17 protein-coding genes are annotated in these 24,410 nt (G+C 55.9%); 8 read left to right on the forward strand and 9 right to left on the reverse strand.

All coding sequences use genetic code 11. The annotated features are described in order from the left end of the window. Nucleotides 1-53: 53 nt before the first annotated feature. The 9 genes from OXE05_02905 to OXE05_02945 all read right to left on the reverse strand — a co-directional run bounded on the left by OXE05_02905 (nucleotide 54) and on the right by OXE05_02945 (nucleotide 10,740). Entirely contained in the window at nucleotides 54-887 is an 834-nt protein-coding gene (locus OXE05_02905; protein ID MCY4436267.1) for a hypothetical protein, read from the reverse strand. Nucleotides 888-1,135: 248 nt separating this feature from the next. After that, a complete protein-coding gene (locus tag OXE05_02910; GenBank protein MCY4436268.1) occupies nucleotides 1,136-2,431 on the reverse strand; it encodes an aminotransferase class III-fold pyridoxal phosphate-dependent enzyme in 1,296 nt (431 codons plus the stop codon). Nucleotides 2,432-2,443: 12 nt separating this feature from the next. Continuing rightward, nucleotides 2,444-3,274: an amidohydrolase family protein gene (locus tag OXE05_02915; protein ID MCY4436269.1), complete on the reverse strand. Its 831-nt coding sequence runs from the start codon at nucleotides 3,272-3,274 to the stop codon at nucleotides 2,444-2,446. 151 nt (nucleotides 3,275-3,425) lie between these two features. After that, entirely contained in the window at nucleotides 3,426-4,229 is an 804-nt protein-coding gene (locus OXE05_02920) for an amidohydrolase family protein (GenBank protein MCY4436270.1), read from the reverse strand. Between the two features lie 39 nt (nucleotides 4,230-4,268). Continuing rightward, the gene (locus OXE05_02925) at nucleotides 4,269-5,897 is read right to left on the reverse strand and encodes a DUF6339 family protein (protein ID MCY4436271.1); all 1,629 of its coding nucleotides are present in this window, start codon (nucleotides 5,895-5,897) and stop codon (nucleotides 4,269-4,271) included. Nucleotides 5,898-5,904: 7 nt separating this feature from the next. Next, nucleotides 5,905-6,759: a hypothetical protein gene (locus OXE05_02930; GenBank protein ID MCY4436272.1), complete on the reverse strand. Its 855-nt coding sequence runs from the start codon at nucleotides 6,757-6,759 to the stop codon at nucleotides 5,905-5,907. 5 nt (nucleotides 6,760-6,764) lie between these two features. Next, nucleotides 6,765-8,594, reverse strand: coding sequence for a hypothetical protein (locus OXE05_02935; protein ID MCY4436273.1), 1,830 nt, complete (start codon nucleotides 8,592-8,594; stop codon nucleotides 6,765-6,767). A 109-nt stretch (nucleotides 8,595-8,703) separates the two neighbouring features. Further along, nucleotides 8,704-9,726, reverse strand: coding sequence for a Gfo/Idh/MocA family oxidoreductase (locus OXE05_02940; protein ID MCY4436274.1), 1,023 nt, complete (start codon nucleotides 9,724-9,726; stop codon nucleotides 8,704-8,706). Between the two features lie 129 nt (nucleotides 9,727-9,855). Next, nucleotides 9,856-10,740, reverse strand: a complete 885-nt coding sequence (locus tag OXE05_02945; protein ID MCY4436275.1) for a sugar phosphate isomerase/epimerase — start codon at nucleotides 10,738-10,740, stop codon at nucleotides 9,856-9,858. Nucleotides 10,741-11,117: 377 nt separating this feature from the next. Here OXE05_02945 and OXE05_02950 point away from each other — a divergent pair, with 377 nt between their 5' ends. The 8 genes from OXE05_02950 to OXE05_02985 all read left to right on the forward strand — a co-directional run bounded on the left by OXE05_02950 (nucleotide 11,118) and on the right by OXE05_02985 (nucleotide 24,200). Next, complete coding sequence (locus OXE05_02950; protein ID MCY4436276.1) at nucleotides 11,118-12,734, forward strand: carboxypeptidase regulatory-like domain-containing protein; 1,617 nt, start codon at nucleotides 11,118-11,120, stop codon at nucleotides 12,732-12,734. A gap of 205 nt (nucleotides 12,735-12,939) precedes the next feature. Beyond that, nucleotides 12,940-14,529 (forward strand): N-acetylmuramoyl-L-alanine amidase, encoded by a 1,590-nt coding sequence (locus OXE05_02955; protein ID MCY4436277.1) that lies wholly within the window; start codon nucleotides 12,940-12,942, stop codon nucleotides 14,527-14,529. Nucleotides 14,530-14,954: 425 nt separating this feature from the next. Next, the gene (gene lon / locus OXE05_02960; GenBank protein MCY4436278.1) at nucleotides 14,955-17,432 is read left to right on the forward strand and encodes an endopeptidase La; all 2,478 of its coding nucleotides are present in this window, start codon (nucleotides 14,955-14,957) and stop codon (nucleotides 17,430-17,432) included. A gap of 5 nt (nucleotides 17,433-17,437) precedes the next feature. After that, nucleotides 17,438-19,405: a molecular chaperone DnaK gene (gene dnaK, locus OXE05_02965; protein ID MCY4436279.1), complete on the forward strand. Its 1,968-nt coding sequence runs from the start codon at nucleotides 17,438-17,440 to the stop codon at nucleotides 19,403-19,405. A gap of 48 nt (nucleotides 19,406-19,453) precedes the next feature. Then, on the forward strand, nucleotides 19,454-20,101 hold the full coding sequence (locus OXE05_02970) for a nucleotide exchange factor GrpE (GenBank protein MCY4436280.1): 648 nt from the start codon (nucleotides 19,454-19,456) through the stop codon (nucleotides 20,099-20,101). Nucleotides 20,102-20,155: 54 nt separating this feature from the next. Next, nucleotides 20,156-21,169, forward strand: a complete 1,014-nt coding sequence (locus tag OXE05_02975; GenBank protein MCY4436281.1) for a DnaJ domain-containing protein — start codon at nucleotides 20,156-20,158, stop codon at nucleotides 21,167-21,169. A gap of 52 nt (nucleotides 21,170-21,221) precedes the next feature. After that, entirely contained in the window at nucleotides 21,222-21,584 is a 363-nt protein-coding gene (locus tag OXE05_02980) for a MerR family transcriptional regulator (protein ID MCY4436282.1), read from the forward strand. A 132-nt stretch (nucleotides 21,585-21,716) separates the two neighbouring features. Then, nucleotides 21,717-24,200, forward strand: coding sequence for an AAA family ATPase (locus OXE05_02985; GenBank protein MCY4436283.1), 2,484 nt, complete (start codon nucleotides 21,717-21,719; stop codon nucleotides 24,198-24,200). Nucleotides 24,201-24,410 lie beyond the last annotated feature (210 nt).

A 24,410-nucleotide genomic window follows, 5' to 3' on the forward strand; every position in this document is an offset into this window, starting at 1 on the left:
CTCTTTCGCTTGGCACTCGCAAAGTCGCTCTAAGCTACTACCTCCTTCTGCACTTAATCTGATTGATCTTGGGAGAGTGCCTCTCTTAAGTCTTTGCCCTTGGCGGTGAGCGTACCGCCTATCTCCAGCCAGTGGATGAATGCCTTGGTAATTAGGTTTTCATCGGTAGACCATGCCGTCTCCGAGGCTGCGGTGCAGTCCCGCAGCACAATGGCGCGGTAGCGGTTGCGGGTCTGCAGGATGCCGCCGGGTTTCATGAGCAGGCAGAAGTTCAAGAGGAAGCCCACGTAGACGAGATTGAGAATCTTCCGCTCCGCTAAGAAACGCTCGATCTGTTGGGGTTGGGAAAAGAGATGGTCGCGCGGGTCCGGTTTGACAGAGTCGGCAAAGTCGTAGTTGGCCTGGATTTTGCTCCAGGGTTCTCTATAGCCTGGGCCAAAGACTGTGCTGTGGTATTCAGCCAGCAGTTCTTTGCGGAATTCGGGCGGCGGCCAATCGGGCGTGCTGCTATTGGTTTTGGGCGTAGGCTCAGGCGGCTCCGCCCAGGGATAGCGCGCGAGAACCTGGGGCGGTTCATTGTGGATGACCGGGACGCTGGCTTCACGCGCCGCCTCCAGCGCGGGCACAATCTCCTCTGCCATGATCTTGCCAGCCCGCTTGGCCACGCCGTGCCCGCCCATGTAGTTGTACTCCCAGTACTTGTCCACGCCGGGTATGATGGGTTCGCCGTCGCCGCCGAGGTTCCACATGTCTATGGCAATGACGGCCGTGTTGGCGGTATCGAGCTCTACCGACTTGTGCACGTGGCCGTAATTGCGGTCGTCATACGCCTGCCCGGGCAGCGGGTAGACCCGATAGGAGCGCACCGGCAATTGAAATGTGGCCATAGTTGACTCACCGAACATAGGCTTGTTTTGGGACGATTCTTCGCAATTAGCTCTTGTGCGAACGCTTCGGTACGTGCCCGTGCACCCTTCGACAGGCTCAGGGCGAACGGATTAGCAATGCACTTGTTCCCATTTCAAGAATCCCGGTCGAGCTGAGCCTGATCTCTGCCAATTCTGAGCTTGATGTCCGTTCGTGCTGAGCCTGTCGAAGCACCTCTTGGCTTGCTGAGCGGGATACGAGCCTTTCATTAATAGGGCCGGTTGAACGATATCGTGGCGGCGGCAACTTCATCGGCAACCCGTCCGGCATCTCGCGCGCGGCGCAGATCCAGCAGGGCATCTTCCACCGCCTCCAAGGTCTCCGCCACGTCCTCGTCGCTGTGGGCGTAAAGCACGTTGTTCCAACTGCCCTTGAGCATTACGCCACGCTTGGCGAGGCCGGTGTAGAAGAATGTTCCAGCCTCAGCGGGCAGGGGCTCATCGCCGCCAATGAAGCGGATCCCAAAAAGCGCCGGCGGGCCGAAGGACTCCATGGGGATGCCCACGCGGTGCGAGACCTCTTCCACGCCGTCCATTACCGCCTGCGAAATTCGGTTGATGTGCCCCGCCACGTCCTCGTCGCGGCAGATTTGGAGCGTGGCGATGCTCGCGACAAGGGAAAGCGTCTCCCCGCCAAACGTCAGACTGATCAAACAGTCGGCGGTCTTTTCCATGATGTCGCGGCTGCCGGTCACCGCGCCCAGTGACATGCCGTTGGCCATGCCCTTGGCGTAGGTGGCAATGTCCGGCTCCACGCCGTAGTACTCCTGCGCGCCGCCCAGGGCGAACCGAAATCCCGTCATGCACTCGTCGTAGATGACAAGGGCCTCATGTCGGTGCGCTAAGTCCTTTAGGTCTTCTAGGAAACCCGGCTCCGGCTCCTTGGCCGGTTCCGCGCAATCGAAGGAGACGGCGGCGACTTTGCCGTCGTTGAGCTTGAAGAGTTCCTCCAGGTGGTTGAGGTCGTTGAAGCGGAACTGCTGGTTTAGCGTGTGAAAGGCCGCCGGCATGCCGCCGTCGTTACGCCAGTAGTTCCATTCGTCCGCCCAGCCGCGATAGCCGTTGTTCAAAATGATCTCGCGTTTGGTGTACGCGCGCGCAATGCGCGTCGCGCAGAGATTCACGTCCACCCCGCCTTTGAGGAAGCGCACCATCTCGGAGCAGGGCACGACCTCGTTCACGAGCTTGGCGCACTCGATCTCCGGCTCCGAGGGCGTGCTAAAGAGCATGCCCTTCTCAAGTTGCTCCGCTACGGCCCGGTCGACATCCGGATGACAGTACCCCAGCAAGACGCCGCCGGACGCGCCATAGTAGTCAATGTAGCTGTTCCCGTTCACGTCCCAAAGACGGGAACCCCTGCCGTGGGACATGAAGATGGGCATTGCGCCGTAGGAAGCGGGATTGGGGCGCTTGCCCTTCGTCTGCGAGCCGCCCGGCATGAGGCGCACGGCCTCTTCGTACAGTTCAACCGAACGAGTAACGTCAAGCTTGGTTGCGCTGGCCATAGAGCACTCCCTTTACAGTGCAAACAGTCGTGTCGCGTTAGCGGAGAGCATCAGTTCTTTTTCTTGGTCGGAAATCTCCGCGTGTTCGATGCTGAGCTTGGCAGATTCGGGATAGAAGATGGGGCAATTCGTACCGAAGAGCAGGTGGTCGGCTCCCACTTGGGCGCAGAGTTGCTCGATGTCGTCCACCGGCCCCTGCACGCGGGAAACGTCAAAGTACACGTTTTCATTTTTGTAGGCGCGCCTCCAGATATCCGCTATATGGACATAGCGGCCGGTGCACACGAGAAAGCGCACGTCAGGGAACGTGCAGATAGCTTCTACGGCATCGGTAGTGGTGACGGGCGGCACCTTCACGTGCCAGTGGTGCCAGCGGGAGTCTTCAAGAGTGAGCGTGAGGAGCACTACGAGATCGTGGGTCTTGGCGCACTCGAGTAGTGCCAGGGCGTTGCCGGTGAGCATGTGATATTGGGCATACGCTTCCAGGCTGGCATCCATGACGCGTGTGGTATGGGGTTCCAGCAGCGTGAATTGATGGTAGTTGGGGTGGATGCGCAGGTTGCGCATGCCATATTCCTCTACGCACCGCTTGAAGTCCAGCTCCCAACACGGCATGGCGGAATTGATGGTATACGCCGGCACCAGGCGGTCCGGTTGCTGCTGCACGATTTGGTGCAACTCGCGGTTGCCGACCATCACGTCTTTGTAAAAGACGTTTTCCAGCCGTGAGACCACGGTTTTCTCAATGCCAAGCGCGTCCATCTTGCGCAGCAGGGCGTCCGGCGCCGCATGATTCAGGCGGCGGAAGGGCCACTCTCCGATGTATGCGTTTGCGTCTATCACTGACTTTGCTCCAACTGCTTTGGTGGGCTCTAGTCTCATGAATGACAAGAGAAAACTGTCCGTCATTCCCGCGAAAGCGGGAATCCATCTTTTCTTGGGGCCTCCTGGACTCCGGCGAAAGCCGGAGTGACGGATGCCCTTGCTCTGGCTCCTAGTGACCGGCCGCCTCCCTATGCCGGTCAAACTGGCTCCAAGCTACGCTCTGCCGCGAAAAGATGCCGTAGGCATTGCGCCAAAGTATCAGGTCTTTCTCTTCCTCGGAAATAGCCGCGCCGTAGACTTTCGCCAGTTGTGACATGAACGAGCGGGGCGCGTTGAGATCGCTGCCGTAGACCACGCGGTCTGCTCCGGCGTGCTCAACGAGGGTTTCCGTGTAGCCGTTGGTGGCGTCGCCGCCGCCGATATCCATGAAGAGGTTTGGCACGCCTTGGGCGGCCTTGGCGCCGTACTCCATGTCACTGCCGGAGTGGCCGAAGAAGAAGGGAACGTCCGGATGGCGCAGCCCGGCCTCGCGCATGTCGAAGGGATTAGTCTCGCCGGGCATGTTGCCGGTCACCGCCATATAGGTGTGCTGAAGAACCGGCAGATTGTGTTCAGCAAGAACTTGATAGATGCATTCTAAACGCGAGTCGTTGGCTTTCACGCCAGTCCAGAGCTTCGCGCCCTGATGACCGTCCCAGGCCTTGACACGTCGCAGCAATTCGGCCTGCACTTCCTGCGGGTGGTAGGGGTTGAGATACCACATGGGTATCACGCAGTCGGGATTAGCGGAGGCTACCTTTAAGGTAAGGTCGTTGCAGGCGGCAATATACTCTGGCGTGGGCAGTGTCGGCGGATAATTGTCGTAGGCGTTGAGGACGTTGATGCACAGGATGACGCCCAGCCGCCGCGCCTTGCGCAACGAGACCGTGATCTCGTGGTCGTTCTTGACGTGGGAATGTACGTCAATGATCACGCGAGCGTCCTCCCCACCAACCGACTAACGGGCATCGCTTCAGATGCCGCAAAGCCCTTCGCACTCTTGCACCATCAGGTTGTCGTAGTCTTCGGTCGTGCTGAAGTCAATATCGGACAGAGGTTTCCTTGATCTATGCAGATAGGCTTGGCCCTTCTTAGTAATTGCGTTGCGAACTACGGGGACTTCTCTAAGCGCTCTGTCAACAAAAACAGCTTCCTGAAAAGAATCGGGATCGTTTTCTTTCAGCAACTTCCATTCTGCGTTGCTATGATATGGACAGCCGATGCAGGAGCTACGCGGTAAGTAGCGATCAGGATAATTTTGCTTGAACCAATTGAGGAGTTGGGCACGACTAAATCCAAGCTCGACCAATGGGAAGCGGTTGGTGGCCCATTCTTCTCTGCTGGGTTTCTGTCGCAGTGCCTCGTCGGCGCTTATACCCATCCACAACTCAACCTGGACATTCTTGGGAGCACGGCGATTAGGTGGAATCTGAAGTCTCTCCCGTAGATAGCGGTTGATTGGCTTTATCTTGTACTTAGAAGTGCACTGTCGCCGTGCAATAGCCGAACTCCCGTCAGGGTTGACAAGGAAAGCCGGAATTCCTAGATAGTTGTTTCCATCGGGACTAGTCCCATTCAGGATATTGTCCTTGATGTTGCCTGATCTAACTGTTATTACCTCGAAGGACAGTTGTGACTTTAACCATTCAAGATGCTCGTATACTGCTGGTGGTTCCCATCCAGTGTCCGCGAAAATAGCAACGTCGGGGCGAGGGAGTCCGTATTCACCCCTCTCGGCCATCAAAGCTAAAACAGTAGATTGAACGCCTGCCCCCAGACTTAGTGAACGAAACGGCTTACGATTGCGCAGTTTGGTCCGGTCACTCACTAGTTCAGGGTCGGTCATGACTTCTTCAACATGCTCAACGATATGTTTCCGAAGTAGTTCTCGGGGTAATGTATCGAGAAGTTGGGTGCCTGCAAGCAGGTTTAGCCGCCTGGTGAGGGCATATACTCCCTTATCAGCTTGAATCCCCTGCGCTTCTTTCAGAAGCGCACGCACTATTTCAGCAAGCACCAGAGGATGCCGCGTAAAATTATAGTCCATGAGTCTGTGATAGTGCCCCGCATACTCCGCAAAATCATCCAGCGCTTCTTGTGCGGTGAACGCCCCTCCTGAAGCCTCAGCAGCCTTGACTGCGGTGTACGCTATCCACCACGTACGCGACGCGGTGTTGCTTTCCCACAGAGCGCTGGACTGCGTAGAAACAAACCAATGATCTCTGATGTAGTTGGTTAGTTTAGTGTTCTTCTGTCTGCGCCATCGCTGCAGGCCATACGAGTGCAATCTGAAGTGAGTCATCCAGGCCCAGATTCGCTCGTCTGTGGCTGTGTTTGGAGTCATGCCAAACAGAGAGTTGTAGAAGTCCAATGCTTGCCTGTCTGCTCTGTTCGGGGGGCCATCTGCCACAGGTCTGAGGCTTATTGGGTGGTCTGAGAAAACACCCGTTTCTTCTGTAGGCTGAGTGACGCCCCGATTGTTCAGCAGCGCATCAAAATCTGCCTGCGGATCCAGCCACGTATCCGGGTTGTTTTCTGCTTCCTGTCGCAGTGTGTCATAGGCTTCCTGCGTCAGCCTGAGCACTGGAAATGAGTTGGCCATGTTCGGGCTACTCCTCAGCGTCTCGGTTGGTGAATGCTGTAAGAAGACGTCCAACTGGCCGCTCCATCAAAGTCTGAGCGTATTTGAGAGCGTTGTCTTGAACATCTTCATCATCCGCGGTAATGTTGTGCAATTCTAGAGCTTGTCTCATAGTGTAAGCCCACCGTGTGTTAGGGTAATCGGAAAGGTTTCGCAGTGCCTCTGTCACCGCGTGTAGGTAGATAGAAGGAAATAGCACCGCCACCTCTGTGCTCTCGGAAGCGTGCTGCCTAAGCGCCTCAACACGCTCCTTGTCTCCAGGGGCTACGTGGATTTTGATTCTGTCGTGGTCCAGGTCCACCTCGAAGGAGCCGCTCTCGATATTGGGGTCCTTGACCAGGTCCATAACTGAATACGGACTACCACCCTTTTCCAGAGTTATCCGAGTCGATTCTCCAACAGCAAGAATTGAAGCAGGGAGAATGGTAAAGCCAGAGGGCCTAATATCCCTAAACTCCTCAGCAAGTTCCTTAGAAACAAATCCTTCAATCTGCCGTGTAGCAACGACGTATGGTGTGAAGATCAACTCTTGAGCATAGTCACCAGCTTCCAAGAGTAGAATGTCGTCGTCTTGGTTGGACACATAGGTGTTACGGTTAGAAGTCTTGGTGCAGGCTATCAGGGCAACATACTGTGCTTTCTCACAAGAAATAAACTCGCGCAGGTACGGACTCGTAAGGTGATATTTGATTGTAAGGTTAATATGCTTCCCATTATTGAGCACGGCATCCGGTACAGTGGCGACGAATGTTGCATCGCCGTAGTCTTCCGTCCAAGAAGCGAGCAGAGGATGCGGCAATAGCCGGTCGTTCCATGTGATCATCGTCCCTATCCTAAGGTGAAGGCCTTGCCTTCAACGTCACGGTCAGCCACAATTCTGACCATGATGCGCTCGTTCGTGTTTGGAGCAAGTACAACGCAGCCGTCGTCGAGACTTGCACCCTGATTAGTTGGACTAACTACTGTCACGTCTGTAATGGAGATCTTTTCTTCCTGCTTCCGCTCGCTGCCCGCCAGCCTAAGGGCTAGGCGAATGGGAGCGTCTGCGGTGGTCGTAAACGCTACAACGACTTCACGCTTGCCAACTGGTATAATACGCGCGTTGCGTACTCTGGGGGGTCGCGCTGATTCTTCGCCCTGTTTCTTCCTCTTACGCTTTCCTCTCTTGCCTCCCTTACGTTCCTTTCTGCGGTCGATTTCTGTTTCGCCTTCGTCCGTATCACCTAGTCCGGTATCATCGGAGTCCGACTCATCCTCCAGCTGCGCCTGTGCCTGTGGCCCTCTAGTCCTAATGGTTTGGGTTATGAGTGCCTCATTGCCTGGAGCAGTTGGGTCCATCTCGTCAGGGAAGATTTCCGCCAACTCCTGCAAGTTAGTAGTGTCACCGTATTGTGCGATTTGCGCTTCCTTGTCAATGATGTTGCGGATGGAATCCCGGGTAATTCTTAAGCTCTCTTCGGCACGTCGTTGTTCTTTGGGTTCCCATAGTTCACCTGGTGACACCGAATCATGGCTAGGATTTTCCATTTCCCTGATCCATGCGTCGCCGTCGTCGGTTGCCGGCACTATCACTGCTGCGTAATCAGGCCACAGACTCCTGCCTCTTGGAGCTATTGGATTGGACTTCTGCTCCCTACTGTCAGTTACGAGCATACCGTTTCGGTTAACATAAGCCGTTCGCCTTGGACCTGAACCCATGATGAGGTGAACATTGAGAATGCCCACCTGCCCTAAATTCGGCGTCTGTATTGCTGCTTTGTCCCTAATAGCTCGGTAATAGTAGTGTGATGGCCGTTCTCTGGGAAAGAGATGATCCAGCGTCTCGTGAGACACAACTACCTTGTCAGACCCTGCTGGTGAAACATGCACTACAAGCCGCTTGTGGTGAATTGCATAGAAGAAATTCTCAATTACTGCTGACCTTACCTCGTTAACCCAATCTGTAGACCTGGGGTTGAAGCCCATGATGAAAACGCCTGTTCCGGTGCGGTCAAGTTTGAAGAAGCCTGGGATGTCCGTGCCGTGAATTGGGTCTCCTCTATTATCCCTATAGAAACCGATATGGCGAAGCACCCGGCTCGCTTTGCTTGGGTCGGGATGAGCCATCAGTGTCGCTTTGCCCTGGAGTTTATCCACCCTGCCTTCTTTCCCGCTTACGTAGCGGGTAGAATAAAACACGGTGCGTAGATCACTCACATTGAAGACCGCATTCTTTCCAATGCCGTATGAGCCACCAGGAGCGCCACCTGATTTCTTGACTCCACCCTCGCGGTTTACGAGTTCATCCCAATACTCTCCCTCCAATCCTGTAGTGCCAGAGTCAACGATCTGGAGACATTGGATCTGTTTCGACTTGAGAGCCTTCAACGCTCTCTCGTAAACCTTCCGTACCCTCGTTCGATCCTCACGCTTCGTTCTATCAAGACAGGCTGTCAAATGCTTCTTGAGACCCGTAGTATCAATAAGGTCTCCGCTAATCCTAGTTTCGGCGAATGTGACCTCCACAGGGGGCCTCTTCTGGGCATCAAGAGAATTCTGGATGACCTCTCGAACTAGCTTCGGAACAGGCGCATCACTAAAGTATGGGCTTGACGGATCCTGAACAACATCGCTTCCGCCGTTGTTTGGCGGAAACTGCCATGTGGCTTTTCTGTTCATATTATCTGGGAGTGCTCTCTACGGCTTCTTTTCCTAAACCAGCGCTTTCAATGCTTTAGGCTACAGCCCAACTATTCGTTAGTCAACATAGTAGCTGGCGATTGCCATTCTATACTGGGCGCGTAGTTCGCCCCGGCAGAACCGGCACCGGCGGTACCTGCTGCTGGGTTCCGGTGAACCCGGCCTCGGTGGCGCAGAGGGTGGCCTGCATGCTCTGCACCGCATCCTGGGTACTCACGATTGGTTTTTGGCCCGCGCAGGCGGTTCGCACAAAGTTTGCAAAGATGTCTTGTTGCTCCGGTAGCTCGGTGAGCTCCTGAGAGTCGTCCCAGCGATACAGCCATACTCTGCCGTCATGCGTGACTTCCGCCTGCCCCTCGGTGCCGAGGATTTTGAGTCGGTTGTCCATGCGACCCAGGCTCGGCGGCACCAGGCGGTGGTGCTCCATAACGGCGCTTACGCCGCCGTCCATGCGGAAGAGCACCTGCCCGACGTTATGGTAGTGGGCATCGTCCGGGCGGCCGATATTGGCTTCCGTGCCGATGACGCTCTGATACTCTCGGCCGGTGATCCAGCGCACGATGTCGATGTCGTGGATGAGCAAGTCGAGCACCGGGCCGGCGGAGAGCCGCCGGTCGAAGAACCACTCCGGCCGCACGCCGCGCCGCTCGGTGGCGGCTATGAGGGCGTATGCCAGCGCCACCTCGCCGATTTGGCCGCTTTGCACCACGTCACGGACTGCGCGGTACACGGGATTTCCCCGCCGGCTAAAGAGTTGGCCCATGTGGAGCGAGGAGTTCTGCTGCAGGATTGCGATAACCCGGTCCAGTTCTTGCTGGCTGGTCACCATCGGCTTCTCCGCAAGCACCGGGAAACCGGCTTCCAACGCAGCAATTACCGTCTCACCTTGGTGCACCGGCAACTGGAAGCTCGCGACCACGTCTATATCGTCTCGCGCCAACAGAGCGTGATAGTCATCATGCATGTCGGCACTGTACTTGCCCGCAAGTGCTGCGGCCTGCTCACCAGCGTTGGCAACCGCTGCAAGCACAATCTCGGGATCATTGTCCACGGCGCCAAACACTCGTTCGACGTGCTGTTCAAGTCCGATCAAACCCACACGATACGTCATGGCGGCCTCCTGTTTTCCCCTAATTGTGCGCACAGACACAGCAAGAAAACATCTCCACATAAGGCGGGTTCAGACAGGTTCGGCTGCAAGTGCTGAAGTCGCCCTAGTCCCCGGAGGATCGGCTTCCTGCTACAAGTCGAATTCGGCGGCTATTTGTCGGACGTAGGCAATGTCCTCCTGAAGCTGCGCGATTAGTTCAGCATACGAGAGTTCACGCCAACTCCACGCGCCTTGATATTCGGTGTGAAACGAAGCAAAGCCGCTGTAGCCTATCTGCTTGAGGTACTGTAATGCCTCGCGGTACGGGGTGATCCCTTCCTTTAAAGGTACAAACTTGCTTTCCCAGGTGACGATGCCGCTTGCCGGGTCCGTCTGGCCAAAGAGACCCACGTTCTTAAGGGAGAGCATGATAAGGCGATCAGCAATGAGGTCCAGGCTTTGCACCCAGCCACCATAGGCGCCTTCCAGTCCCATGTGCCCAAAGTCGGCGTAGATGCCCAACGCAGCCGGATTGAAGTCGGTCAGCAGGCGCTCCACTTGCATCGCTTCCGCGGACAAGCAGTAGCCGGCATGAACATGGACGCCTGCTTGCATTCCGTATTCGAGGCAGAGTTGCTCAATGCTCTCCAGATCGCGCCGCATTTCGTCGAGTTGCTGCCGCAGATGACCGAAGCCCCGGTAGTGATGGTAGCCAAGCTTGAGTTGGCTAATGCCGCAATCGCTCGCGACTGCGAAGACGTCACGGGCAAAAGGTGACTCGGCACTGGTGACATCCGTCGCAATCCAGCCGACTTCAAGCCCGTGCGCTCGGCAAGCCTCGACCGCCTTTGGCAGATCAAAGCGCACACGATCGGGAGTAACATGGCCGGCCGTGCCCGCGGCCGCCTCCGGCAGGTTGTGGCCGGCACTGCGCACGGTGAGTTCAACACCGTCCAGGCCCAAGTCGGTTATGGTAGCGGCCATCTCTTCTAATGAAAGGTGTTCAAGTCGCTTTGAGAATACTAGGTACTTCATCCGTCAAACCCCATAAACTTCACATGCAACGTTGGCCCTGGGAAGAGTCTCAGTCTTCTTCACACTTTGCAATCTTGGCAAGTATTCCGGCCCATTTACCGCTCTTTGGATTTAGTGTGACTATACGCTACTGACCTGCCTATACACAAAGCCTCATTCGTAGATCGAAACAGACAAGACAAATTCGGCGTTGCCTCGTAGTACAGTTGCAGAGCCCTCTTCGGGTGTGAGAGTCCAACTCTAGCTCTTAGCATATGGGCAATGGCAATTAGTCTTTTCTCAATCCCCGCCGAATTGAATTGTTGCTTTTGCCGTTGCCCACACGCCACCGGGCGGAGTACCATTGGGATGAGCGATAGACTCGCAAAGGAGTACTGATGGCACTCTCTGCAAACCGAACTCGTGCCTTAGTTCTCAGCTTGCTCACCGTTGTGGGCCTAATATTGGTATTAGGCTTTGCCGGAGTGCTCTACGACCGGATTCGCGGTGTCCCGGACTATCCGTCGCCCGAAATTGAAATGAGTGAAGAAGGAGACCCGGTTGTTAGCGTGCTCCCGAGTCGCGCCGAGCTTGGCGGGACCGTTTTCATCACCGGAGCGCACTGGCCGGAGGGTGCCCTCATCCGGCTCCAACTTACCTATCCCAACGGAGATTCGGCGGTTACGGTCGGCCACACGTGGGCGGATGCCTTCGGTACGTTTCGGGTCCCGTTCGTACTTCCGGTAGACCTCCCGCTGCTTGGTGAAAACGCATTGGTGTTGCAGGCCCGCGGTGAAACCCCCCGCGGCCGCGAGATCGATCTTGCACTCCCACTGCAGGTAACACGAACCGGTTGGCCGCTGGTAGTGGCAGTAACGGCCGGCAATGACGAGCCGCTCACCGGCGCACACGTTACCCTCTACGATGCCGTCGGTCAGCTTCTCGCCGAGGCGTTCACGCGGGATGACGGCAAGGCGACTATTCCAGAGGTGCCGTTGGGTTCTTACATCGTTGGCGTTCGTAAGATCGACTTTGCATTGGTGCGCGCCGAAGTAGAAGTGTCGCGGCGTGAAACGGAGCTCCCGGTCACCTTGCGCCCAAGTGTCGGAGGCCGTCTGTTTGTCGGCGGCATAGACAACTCACTTACACTCATTGATACTGCCAGCAACTTGCCTATCGCGCGCCTCGAGGATGTTTCACGCACTTACAGCCTCGTCCGTAGCGTGGACGGACGTTATCTCTACAGCGGCCGCTACGGGGGGGCGATAGTTCGCTTTGACGCTGCCACGGGCACTGAAGATGAAAGCTTCGAGATAAAGAGCGACTACGTTCAACCGACATTCTTAGTGCTGCGCCCTCGGGACGAGAATACGATGTACGGCCTCATGCGGTTCCAGGGAGACAATGATGATCGGATCTATCGTATTGTGGCAATCGACATGGAATCCAAGCGGGTTACGTCGAGTGCGACTGATATCCCCTCCTACGGGCAGCTCATCCTAACTCCGGACGGATCTCGCCTCATTCACGTCGGACACTTGAGTAAATCAATTACCGTCTTGAGCACGGACCCGCTAGCCGTGCTGCGCACAATTGACGTTAAGGAGAATCCGGGACGGAGTGTCATGGCCCCGGACGGCGCGCGGTTATTCACGACACTGATCGATTCCGGAGTCCTGGCAATCGTCAATATTCGCGAAGGAACAGTGGAGCAAGGCGCGACAACGAGCGCCGGCTCCGTCGCGCTTGCACTGCATCCCAGTGCAGAATACCTCTACGTGCTTAATGGAGTGCTGGGATACTGTCAGGTGCTCGATCCGGAGACCCTTCAGGTAATGGATACTTTTCCGGTGGGACAGCGGCCCCGGACAATGGCGCTCTCCAGCAATGGGCAATACCTCTACATCGCTGAAGAGAGCAACCCAACCATTCACGTAATCGACACGACAACCTACCAACAGGTCGATGCCATTGCGCTCTCAAGCAGGGCACGGACGTTGGAGGTCCCGAATTGAGAGCCGGCGGTCTCGCCATCCCAAATCGCCGCTGAGACCCATTTCCACGGACAGGATCCTGCTCCCCATCGTTTCTTTGCAGAAATCTAGCCAAGAGCTTGCAAGCTAAATCTCGCCGTGCTATACTAGGCCCGTAAGACCTCTCTACGTTCGTTTGTTCCCATTCAATCTTGCCTTTGCCGTATTTTACCTCGGCGAAAGACGTATGCGGTCTATTTGCGTCTCCATTTTCTCAACCCTGCTGATCTTCGTTTTTACCGCGTTAGGAATTCCCAGCAGCTTTGTACAAGCGGCGGGTCCACTCGCCGGTAAAGCCATAGTTATCGACCCTGGACATGGCGGCGAAGACCCGGGAGCAGTAGTCAATGGCTTTAGAGAAAAAGACGTTAATATCCAGATTGCCCTCAAGCTCAAGTCGCTCTTGGAGTCGGCTGGCGCAACCACAATCTATACCCGAGTTGATGACTCAACTTTGGGAACCAGCGCGAACCATCGCAGATCAGACTTGGAATCCCGCTTGCAGATTGCGAACGAGTCAAATGGAGACATCTTCGTTTCAATTCATGCGGACTCACTGGCGGATGCCTCACGAACGGGAGTGGTGGTTTTCTTTGGGCCGGAGAGTGGCTACCTCTACCCCCACACACGACCGCCAGAACTAATCGCCCAAAGTAGAAACCTTGCACGTAGAATTCGAGACAATCTTCAGCAGATCACCCGAGCAGATGACCGCGGCGTACGGTCCGTTCCGTACTACATCCTTGGCAAGATAAACCTGCCGGCAGTGATCGCGGAGGTTGGTACGTTGACCAACTACGCAGAAGCAATCAAGCTCAATGACCCGAGCTACCAACAGAAGGTTGCAAGTTCGCTCTACAGTGGCATTCTCTCATACTTTAGCGACCCGGACGGACGATTTGTAGAAGACTTGACAATTCCGGACGGCACGGCAGTGCTCCCAGGCAGCAATTTTATCAAGACCTGGAAAGTAATGAACACCGGCGGCGTGCCGTGGGACGGAGACTTTCGGTTGGTTTTCAAAGGCAGAAATCGGTTGGGAGGGCCTGTGAGCGTGCCATTGCCCTACCTCATGCCAGGACAGACCGGCGCAGTGAGTGTTGAGCTTCGGGCCCCAACGGTATGCGGCGACTGCATGGGAGTTTGGTCCATGCAAGGTCCCGGTGGAATGAACCTTGGTGACGATCTTTGGGTGAGCATCGGCTTGCGAGACAAGCTTCCCACTGACCCAGTGCCAAGAATTGAAGGTCCGGATGTGACGTACTTCAATCAAACAGGGCACAACATCTTTGGTGGGTTTCGCAGGTTCTTTGAGGCGTTCGGTGGAGTTGATGTCTTTGGCTTTCCCCGCACCGAAGAAATGACGGAAGAAGGCATGACGGTCCAGTATTTCCAGCGGGCACGGTTTGAGTATCATCCGAAATTCGCCGGTACCCCCTATGAAGTTCAGCTGACACTGCTCGGCAATGAAATCCGCAGAGGTGAACCTGCTGCCGAAACGGTGGCGCCGATGCCGACTACAGAGACCCAACAGTACTTCCCCGAGACAGGACACTCAGTTCACTTCGCCTTCCTAAAGTTTTTCCGCGAGAATGGCGGCATCTACATCTTTGGTTATCCCATTTCACAAGAAATTGTTGAGGATGGTCGAATCGTGCAGTATTTCCAACGTGCTCGCTTCGAATACCATCCACAACATGCCGGTACACGTTACGAAGTGCAGCTAGGACTCTTGGGCGACGCAATTCTTCGCCAAAGGGCATTGCTCTTCGACTGAGATCCCTGCCTTCGTGTATTCATCAAATTGAATGTACGTATATGTTGCCCACAAACATATACGCACCGATCCTTCCTCCATTTTTCCTGATGACAAGCCGCTCGTACGCCCGGGCGGCTTGTCATTTAACGGATACAGGCTTAAGGCGTACAATTCATGCTGTGATCAAACGCTGTCATCCAGCAGAGCCACCATTGGTTTCAATGGCGCAAACTTAGCAAGTATTTGGTGGGGAAGTGAGCATTGTGAAGTCCGACGGCTTCTTTTGGGAACACACGAAAAACGCGGATATTTTTGCCATATCTCATATGGCTGTGTATGATAAGGGTATGTGCGTTGATGCAGTTTAGTTGACACGGAGACACTCAAGCTGTAAGATGAGTTTAGTGAAGCATTCCTGTGGGAATAGATGAGGACACATTGGCATGGCCAAGCTGCCTGAAGAAGGACAACAGTTGAACGAGGACTCAGCACAGCAAAAACTTGTGCGCCTGCCAGTGGTAGTACTTACGGATTCCGTTGTGTTTCCACATATGACGGTGCCTTTGCGCCTGGAAGATGAGGCTGCATTCCGAGCAGTATCGGCGGCGACTGAGGGCGATCATAAAGTGCTGCTTCTCACGCCAGACAAGGAATTCAACCTTAAGCGACCGAAGCGTGAGCATGCCGGCACAGTGGGCACCATTGCCGGCGTAGGTCAGCTCATTCGACTCCCAGACGGCAAACATCAGGCGCTCTTCCAAGGCCAACAACGGGGCCGCTTGAACGACATTTGGAAGAAGAAGCACTTGATCGCTGAGGTCGAAGCTGTTGATGAGGTGGTCGAGTCTACTTTGGAAACTGAAGCCTTGGTGCGGAGCGTAATCAACCAAATTGAAGCATACGTTGAAAAAGAGCCCCAGGTGCCGCGCGACGCGGTAGCGGTGGCGCGGGGCATGGATGATCCCGGTCGCCTTGCTGACCTGTTTGGCTACGCCCCGGAGCTGACCTTGGATGAACGGCGTGTACTGCTCGGCATCATCGACCCCGTGGAACGGCTGCAGCGCGTCTACCGCATTATGGCCCGTCAACTGCAAATCTCTGAGGTCAAGTCGCGCATCCAAGGCGAGATCCAGCAGGGCATGGAGAAAGCCCAGCGCGAGTATTACCTCCGAGAACAGCTAAAGGCGATCCACCGTGAACTGGGAGAGGCCAACCCACAACTGGCTGAGATCGAAGAAATCAAAAAGGCCATCGAAGAATCGAACATGCCGGACGAGGTAAAGGACAAGGCGCGGCACGAGGCCGGACGTTTGGGCAACATGCCATCGGCGTCACCTGAAGTCGGCATTGTGCGCACCTACCTTGAGTGGCTCCTCGGGCTGCCGTGGGCAAGTAGCTCAGATGAAGAAATTGACATAAGCCAAGTCAAGACAATCCTGGATCAAGATCACTATGGTCTCGACAAAGTTAAAGATCGCATTCTCGAGTATCTGGCCGTGCGCAGCCTCGCCAAGCATGCGCGGACCCCCATACTCTGTCTCATAGGTCCACCAGGGGTAGGCAAGACGTCTCTCGGCCGTTCGATAGCACGAGCCTTGGACCGCAAGTTCGTTCGCATTAGTTTGGGCGGCGTACGTGATGAAGGGGAGATCAGAGGTCATCGCCGCACGTACATTGGCGCACTACCCGGCAGGATAATACAGGGAATGCGACAAGGTGGAGTAAATAATCCGGTCTTCGTGCTGGATGAGATTGATAAGCTCGGCTACGACTTCCGCGGCGATCCTTCAAGCGCCATGCTCGAAGTGCTCGACCCGGAACAGAACTTTAGCTTTTCCGATCACTACCTAGAAGTTCCCTACGATCTCTCCAACGTCCTCTTTGTAGCGACGGGGAACTTGATGGAGACTATCCCGCCCGCCCTTCTCGATCGCATGGCAGTCATCAACATATCGGGCTATACGGAGGAAGAGAAACTCCACATTGCTCGGGGGTACTTGGTACCGAGGCAACTCAAGCAGCATGGGCTCACACGGTCGCAATGCAAAATGACGGACGACGGTTTGCGCAGAATAGTCCGCGGCTACACGGCAGAAGCCGGTGTGCGGAACTTGGAACGGCAGATCGCCACCATCGACCGGAAAGTCGCGCGCTTGGTAGCCGCAGGCGAACAGAAGTCGGTTCGCATCGGTCCCCGCCGCGTGCAGGAATTGCTGGGACCGGAGAAGCTCAACACGAAGCCCGACAAGCGGCAGAATGAGGTCGGCGTGGTTACCGGTCTAGCTTGGACCGCCGCAGGCGGCGAGATCAGCACGGTAGAAGCTGCACTCATGAAAGGCAAGGGCAATCTGATCTTGACAGGCCGACTGGGAGAAGTCATGCAAGAGTCCGCAGTGACGGCACTTTCCTTTGCGCGCGCTAAGGCACGGGCATTCAACATCGCGGCGGACGTCATTGAAAAGAACGACCTCCATGTGCACGTGCCCGCTGGCGCCGTGCCAAAGGAAGGACCTTCCGCGGGGGTGGCGATGGCAACGTCGATTGTCTCCATCTTCACCCAACGTCCCGTGAGCAAAGACATTGCGATGACCGGTGAGGTCACCTTGCGCGGCCGGGTGCTGCCGGTGAGCGGGCTCAAAGAGAAGCTGCTCGCGGCCCACCGAGCGGGCATGCAGTCCGTGGTTCTTCCCAGCAAGAACAAGCATAGCCTGGAGGATGTTCCCAAGGAAGCGCTCGATCAGTTGAAGATCATTTGGGCCGACACCATGGATGAGGTGCTTGACGCCGCATTATTGAAGGCCGATTCGAGTAACAAGAGCAAGACGAATTTCCCGACAAGAAAGCGGAGACTCCCGGCGCCACCGCCAGAGAGTCACCCGGTTGTAACACCGATCAGTCCAACGATAGCTGAGGAGGCATAGCGAGTATGGGCAAAATCATTGGTATAGACCTAGGCACGACCAACTCCGTGGTCGCAGTGATGGAAGGCGGTGACCCGGTAGTCATCCCAACTTCGGAAGGTGGAGACCTCTGCCCTTCTGTGGTGGCTTTCACCAAGGGTGAAGAGCGCCTGGTAGGCCAATTGGCGAGACGCCAAGCCGTGCTGAATCCGGAAAATACGGTATCTTCTATCAAGCGTTTCATGGGCCATCGCCAAGATGAAGTGCAGAACGAAAACCGACTGGTTGCTTACTCGATTACGAAGGGCCCAAAAGGGGAAGCGCGAGTTGCGGTTCCGGCTCTGGGCAAAGACTTTACCCCGGAAGAAATCGCCGCGATGATCCTGCAGAAGCTCAAGGGCGACGCTGAGAAATATCTCGGTGAGGAGGTCACGCAGGCCGTAATCACCGTGCCGGCGTACTTCAATGACAGCCAGCGGCAGGCCACGAAAAATGCGGGCCAGATTGCCGGCCTGGAGGTGCTGCGCATTATCAATGAGCCCACCGCCGCATCTCTCGCGTATGGTCTGGAGAAGAAGACTACAGAGACTATTCTGGTCTGGGACTTGGGCGGAGGAACGTTTGACGTCTCAATTCTTGAAGTTGGCGATGGCGTGTTTGAGGTCAAGTCTACGGCGGGGGATACCCATCTCGGCGGAGACGACTACGACGACAAGATCGTCAGCCATCTCGCAGAGCAGTTTCAGAGCGATGAAGGAATTGACCTGCGCAAGGACCGGCAGGCACTGCAACGTTTGATCGAAGCTGCGGAGAAAGCCAAGGTTGAGCTTTCCACAATGGTCCAGACAGAGATCAATCTGCCATACATCACCGCCGACCAGAACGGTCCAAAGCACTTGTCCCACACCCTGACGCGCGCCCGGTTCGAAGACCTGACCGCCACGCTAACTGAGCGTACCCAGAGACCCTTCCAGCAGGCCTTGAGTGATGCCGCGCTTGGCCCCAATGACATTGATGAAGTGGTGCTCGTGGGTGGCGCAACCCGCATGCCGGTGATTCAAGAACTGGTCAAGAAGCTTATCGGCAAAGACCCCCACCAAGGCGTCAATCCGGATGAAGTTGTGGCCGTTGGCGCGGCTATCCAGGCTGGCGTGCTTGGTGGCGAGGTGCAGGACGTCGTCTTACTTGACGTAACACCGTTAAGTCTTGGTGTCGAGACGCTCGGCGGAGTCTTTACGAAGATGATCGAGCGCAACACTACTGTGCCGACCCGGAAGGGCGAGATTTTCTCGACCGCGCAAGACGGTCAGAATGCCGTAGACATCATGGTCTTCCAGGGCGAACGCCCAATGGCAAAAGACAACATGCTGTTAGGCCAGTTCCGTCTGGAGGGCATCCCGCCTGCACCGCGCGGCGTACCACAGGTTGAAGTCACGTTTGATATCGACGCCAATGGCATTTTGAACGTAACGGCCAAGGACTTGGGCAGCGGCAAAGAGCAAAATGTGACTATCCACGCCTCCACCACGCTCAGCAAGGAGCAGGTGGACCAGATGGTCAAGGAAGCCGAAGAGCATGCCGACGACGACCGCGCCCGGGCAGAGGAAGTGGAATTGCGAAACCGCGCGGACACGCTCCTGTACCAAACGGAACGAACACTCAAGGACCTCGGCGACGAGGTGCCGGAGGAAGACCGCACGGCTGTTGAGGAAGCGCTGGAAAGACTGCGCGAGGCACTGAAGGGCGAGGATGCAACGAGCATCAACGCGGCGGTGGAAGAGGTGGAGCAAGCGTCTTTGAAGATTGGTGAGGCCATGTATGCCAAGGCCGGCGCCGCGCAAGGTGAAGACGGCGATCCGGTTGGCGCTGCCGCAAGCCCGCAAGAAAGCAGCACCGAAACTACGGATGACAGTGTCGTCGATGCTGAATTCCGTGCCACAGATGAATCGGAAACTGACGATAAGGCGGAATCGTCAGACAGTGAGAAGCGGTAGCACAACGGCGCCTTAATCAGCCACCGCTCTGTGGGAGGTAGGAATCTCGTGGCACAGTCTCAACAAAGCGAACAGTCAGGTAGGGGAAACCCGGAAGTCAGCGCTGCTTCTCCGGGGTGGGATGAGGAAGTTCAGGGCTCGCCAGCCTGTGAAGCCGATGAAGATGTACCAACAGAAGAACCCAGCTCAGAGACAACGTTGAAAGAGCAACTTGCTGCTGCGACGCAGGAAGCCGAGATGTACAAGGATAGATTCCTGCGTGCGCGGGCCGATTTAGAGAATTACCGCAGGAGATCAGTCCAATTCATCGCAGAGGGTGTCCGCGACGGCCAGAAGCAGATTTTCTACGCTATCCTGCCTGTTGTCGACAACCTTGAGAGAGCAGTTGCATATCAGGAGCAGCATCAGGTGAACACTGTTGAAGACTTACTCACCGGAGTTCGCATGACCCTGGTGCAGCTTCACGATGCGTTGGAAAGTCTGGAAGTAAAGCGTATTTCGGCCGTGGGAGAGTTCTTCGATCCACGTTTTCACGAAGCTGTAGAAGTGCAGCCGGTACAGGGCGACGAGGTTGCAGATACGGTCGTTGGCGAAATTCAGACCGGCTATCTGTTTGGCGACACGGTACTGCGTCCCGCGAGAGTCCGGGTGGCGCAGACTCGCCAAGCGGATGAGGACTTGATGGAGACACCATAGACGGCGCCAGGTTTTGTAGCTTAGCGTTACACCCTGCGCTGTAAAGAGAGTGCAATGGAGTTCAAGGACTACTACAAGGTACTGGGCGTTACGCCAAAGTCCTCGACGAAGGAAATTAAGGAGACCTATCGGCGGCTTGCCCGCAAGTATCATCCGGACGTGAACCCTGGTGACGTTGGCGCAGAGAACCGCTTCAAAGAGATAAATGAAGCGTATGAGGCGCTCCGGGATGAGAAGAAGCGGGCGCGCTACGATCAGGTGCGGGCAGCACATCAGTCTGGTCGTTCCTGGCAAACGCATGCCCGGACCGGCGCTGGTGACGGTTTCCCCTTTGACCTAGGTGGGCTCGGCGGCATTGACTTCGATCGCTTCGGTCGCGGCAACGTTGGGCCCGGCGGTTTCTCAGACTTTTTCGAGTCGCTCTTCGGTCGTGCACAGCGTTCAGGTGATCAACTAGGCCGAGACTTAGAACAAGAGATCGAGGTCACGCTCGCAGAAGCCTACGCCGGCACCAACCGCACTTTTAACCTGCAAGTCCCGGTTCAATGTCCCATGTGTTCCGGTCTCGGGCGCACGGAGAATATGGTGTGCACGGAGTGCCGGGGTAGTGGCACTCGAATGAGGCAACGCCGGCTCGACGTAAAGATCCCGGCCGGTGTGCGTGAAGGCTCTCGTATCCGAGTCGCAGGAGAAGGACATCCTGGAAAGAATGGAGTACGCGGCAACCTGTATTTGATTGTGAAGATTGCCGTGGACCCTCGCTTTGAATTGAAATCGGACGACTTGCACGTGAATGTACAAGTGGACCTGGTTGACGCCGTCCTGGGCGCTGAAGTTAAGGTGCCGATGCCAGACGGCAACAGCGTTGTTATGCGCATTCCGGTTGAGACTCAAAACGGTCAGGTATTTCGTCTTGCCGGCCAAGGTATGCCAAGACTAAAGAGCGGCGAGCGCGGCAGTCTGTACGTACGGGTTCAGGTTCGCTTGCCAAAGGGACTGACTCCACGCGAAAAAGAGCTCTTTGCAGAATTAGCGCAACTTCGCAAGGGTAGCCCGGTAACTGCCTAAATGGTACGTGTGGGAATGGCGGCAAGGCTGCTCTGAGAGATTGAGGGATTTCATGGACATCCGCTTCGAAGGCGAGGGGCCATTCTATGCAATCGGTGTCGTAGCTGAAGTGCTGCGTGTCCATCCCCAAACGCTGCGACACTACGAGCGTCTCGGATTGGTCAAGCCTCGTCGCTCGAAGGGCAATGTACGGCTGTACTCACACGCCGACTTGGAGAGAATGGAGCAGATCCAGCGCCTCGTAAATGACCTTGGCGTTAATCTCGCCGGGGTAGAGGTAATCCTCAATATCACCGAGCGCATGGAAAGACTCCAGCAAGAAATGGATGAGAAACTCGCCGCACAGCGAGAACAGTATGAAGCAGAGATTGCTCGGCTCAAGGGTTTGTTGCAACGAGTGACGCAAAACTACTAGAAGCAACGAGGCAAAGAGCTAAACTCCCCTGTGACGGCGCCTGTTTTCCTATAAAAAGGCGCAAGCAATCCTCGGAGAGAACTATCGCTTCCCAATTCAATTGAGGAGGCGGAACGAAAAGGACGATGGATCATGGCGTGGAATAGCCGTTTCACTACAAAGGCGCAAGAAGCACTTGCAAAAGCCCAAGAGACAATGCTCCAGCATAACCACAATCAGCTTGACACTGAACACATCATGCTGGCGCTTCTCAGCCAACAAGACGGCCTCGTACCCCAGATGCTGGGCACGTTAGGTGTGGATGTCGCGCAACTTGAGCAAGGCTTGGAAATGTCGTTGCGGCCGCGGCCGCACGTGTCATTCGGGCAGGGTGGACAAGCGCAGTACTATCTGACGCCGCGTGCCCAGCGCGTGCTTGAGGTGGCTGAGAAGGAAGCAGTCCGCCTCAAAGATGAATACGTCGGGACCGAGCATCTCTTGATCGCGATATCCGGCATTGAGGAGGGAGATGCCTACCGCATCTTGCGGGAAGCCGGCATCGATCGCGAGAAAATCTATCAGGCAATGGTGAAGGTTCGCGGCTCTCATCGGGTTACAGATCCCGAGGCAGAGTCTAAGTACCGTATGCTCGAACGCTATGGCTTGGACCTGACACAATTTGCGCGGGATGAAAACCTCGATCCCGTCATTGGCAGGGATGAAGAGATTCGTCGCGTGATGCAGGTCCTTTCGCGGCGCACCAAGAATAACCCCGTTCTCATGGGGGAGCCCGGCGTCGGCAAGACGGCAATTGTCGAAGGGCTGGCCCAACGCATCGTAAACGGAGACGTCCCGGAGCAATTGCGGGATAAACGTGTCATCGCTTTGGACATGGCCGCGCTGCTCGCAGGCGCGAAGTTTCGAGGCGAGTTCGAAGAACGTCTCAAAGGTGTCGTCGATGAAGTGCAGAAGACCAAGCGCGAGGTCATCCTGTTCATCGACGAACTTCACACCGTGGTCGGCGCGGGCAGTGCTGAAGGCGCTATTGACGCGGCAAACATCCTCAAGCCCACTTTAGCGCGGGGTGAACTGCAGGTTGTCGGCGCGACGACCTTGGATGAGTACCGTCGCCATATCGAAAAAGACTCCGCTCTCGAGCGGCGCTTCCAGCCGGTCTATGTTGAAGAACCTTCTGTTGAGGACACAATCGCGATCTTGCAGGGCCTACGCGACAAGTACGAAGAACACCACGGGCTGAGAGTGGAAGATAGCGCATTGACCGCTGCGGCGAAGCTATCGCATCGGTACCTCACTGAACGTTTCTTGCCGGACAAAGCGATCGACCTCATTGACGAAGCGGCGGCAAAAGTGCGCATGGAAATCTTCAGCATGCCGGCAGATATCAAGGAGCTGGAGAATAGACTGAAGCAGTGTGAACAGGAAGAGGAAACGGCCTGGCAGAATCGGGACTACGAGAAGGCTGCCAACTATCGTACTGAGCACCTGCGGCAGCGAGAAGCATACGAGTCGGCTCGCAAAGAGTGGCTCGGCAGCCGGGCAATACGCGATGACGTTGGCGCAAAAGACGTCGCAGAGGTGCTGGCAAAGTGGACGGGAATCCCGGTGGCCCAGCTCTTTCAGGAGGAAACAGAAAAACTCCTGCAGATGGAACAGGAGCTCCACACGCGCATCGTCAATCAGGAAGAGGCGATCGTGGCCGTATCCGAAGCAATTCGTCGTTCTCGCTCCGGCTTGGCGAATCCCAAGCGTCCTATCGGAAGCTTTCTCTTTGTGGGCCCCACGGGGGTTGGCAAGACCGAACTCGCCCGCGCGCTCGCCGAATTCATGTTTGATGATGAAGACGCCTTGGTGCGCATCGACATGTCGGAGTATCGGGAGCGCCACAGTGTGAGCCGCCTCATTGGCGCGCCTCCGGGCTATGTTGGCTTTGAAGAGGGCGGGCAACTGACGGAAGCGGTCCGACGGCGTCCCTACCGGGTGGTGCTCTTCGATGAGATTGAGAAGGCCCACACCGACGTCTACAATACCTTGCTGCAAGTTATGGAAGATGGGCGCTTGACGGACGGCCACGGGCATGTTGTCGACTTCCGCAACACCGTTATCATTATGACGTCCAACGTCGGTGCGAATTTGCTCAGCACCAACGGAGTGCTGGGCTTCCAACCCGGCGGCAAAGACGAGGAACGGGAAGACTTTGCATCCATCAAGGCGAAGCTGCACAGAGAGCTCAGGCAGACGTTCCGGCCCGAGTTCCTCAATCGTATCGATGAGATTATTGTCTTCCACTACTTGAATAAGCTGCAGTTGCGGGAAGTAGTCGAGCGTATGCTCATTGAAATTCGCCAGCGCTTGGATGAACGCGATGTCACACTGGACGTGAGCCCGGCTGCCAAAGACCTACTGGTTGAGAATGGGTACGATCACGATTATGGTGCCCGGCCCTTGCGCAGGTATGTGCAGCGCGAAATCGAAAACAAGCTGGCCAAGATGCTACTCAACGGCGAGCTCGTTGAAGGCTCTGTTGTAATCGTGAATGTACAGGGAGAGAGTCTCCATTTTGCAGCGCAGCCGCGACTAGCTCATTCAGAGAATGCCGTCGAAGCCGTGGTTTCTTAATAGGCCTACCATTTCATCAAATGCCATGGTGCTTGCATGAGACGTGAAAGCGAGGTGTACCGAGCACTGCCCCGTAGCTGTGGCTACCGGGGCAGCGGCAGTAATGCGCTGCCGGTACCTCCGCCGGACGGATACGTGTGCGGCTTGGCTGCATGTGGCGTAAACCCGGTTAGGTGACAGAGATTTCATCCGCTAGATGTGCAAGCCTGC

Source organism: Chloroflexota bacterium, from assembly GCA_026710945.1.
Lineage (GTDB): Bacteria > Chloroflexota > UBA11872 > VXOZ01 > VXOZ01 > VXOZ01.

Bases quoted from the DNA above. Each gene is read 5' to 3' on its own strand.
- OXE05_02905 (MCY4436267.1), bottom strand. From the start codon at position 887: ATGGCCACATTTCAATTGCCGGTGCGCTCCTATCGGGTCTACCCGCTG.
- OXE05_02910 (MCY4436268.1), bottom strand. From the start codon at position 2,431: ATGGCCAGCGCAACCAAGCTTGACGTTACTCGTTCGGTTGAACTGTAC.
- OXE05_02925 (MCY4436271.1), bottom strand. From the start codon at position 5,897: ATGGCCAACTCATTTCCAGTGCTCAGGCTGACGCAGGAAGCCTATGAC.
- OXE05_02930 (MCY4436272.1), bottom strand. From the start codon at position 6,759: ATGATCACATGGAACGACCGGCTATTGCCGCATCCTCTGCTCGCTTCT.
- OXE05_02935 (MCY4436273.1), bottom strand. From the start codon at position 8,594: ATGAACAGAAAAGCCACATGGCAGTTTCCGCCAAACAACGGCGGAAGC.
- OXE05_02940 (MCY4436274.1), bottom strand. From the start codon at position 9,726: ATGACGTATCGTGTGGGTTTGATCGGACTTGAACAGCACGTCGAACGA.
- OXE05_02945 (MCY4436275.1), bottom strand. From the start codon at position 10,740: ATGAAGTACCTAGTATTCTCAAAGCGACTTGAACACCTTTCATTAGAA.
- OXE05_02950 (MCY4436276.1), top strand. From the start codon at position 11,118: ATGGCACTCTCTGCAAACCGAACTCGTGCCTTAGTTCTCAGCTTGCTC.
- OXE05_02955 (MCY4436277.1), top strand. From the start codon at position 12,940: ATGCGGTCTATTTGCGTCTCCATTTTCTCAACCCTGCTGATCTTCGTT.
- lon (MCY4436278.1), top strand. From the start codon at position 14,955: ATGGCCAAGCTGCCTGAAGAAGGACAACAGTTGAACGAGGACTCAGCA.
- dnaK (MCY4436279.1), top strand. From the start codon at position 17,438: ATGGGCAAAATCATTGGTATAGACCTAGGCACGACCAACTCCGTGGTC.
- OXE05_02975 (MCY4436281.1), top strand. From the start codon at position 20,156: ATGGAGTTCAAGGACTACTACAAGGTACTGGGCGTTACGCCAAAGTCC.
- OXE05_02980 (MCY4436282.1), top strand. From the start codon at position 21,222: ATGGACATCCGCTTCGAAGGCGAGGGGCCATTCTATGCAATCGGTGTC.
- OXE05_02985 (MCY4436283.1), top strand. From the start codon at position 21,717: ATGGCGTGGAATAGCCGTTTCACTACAAAGGCGCAAGAAGCACTTGCA.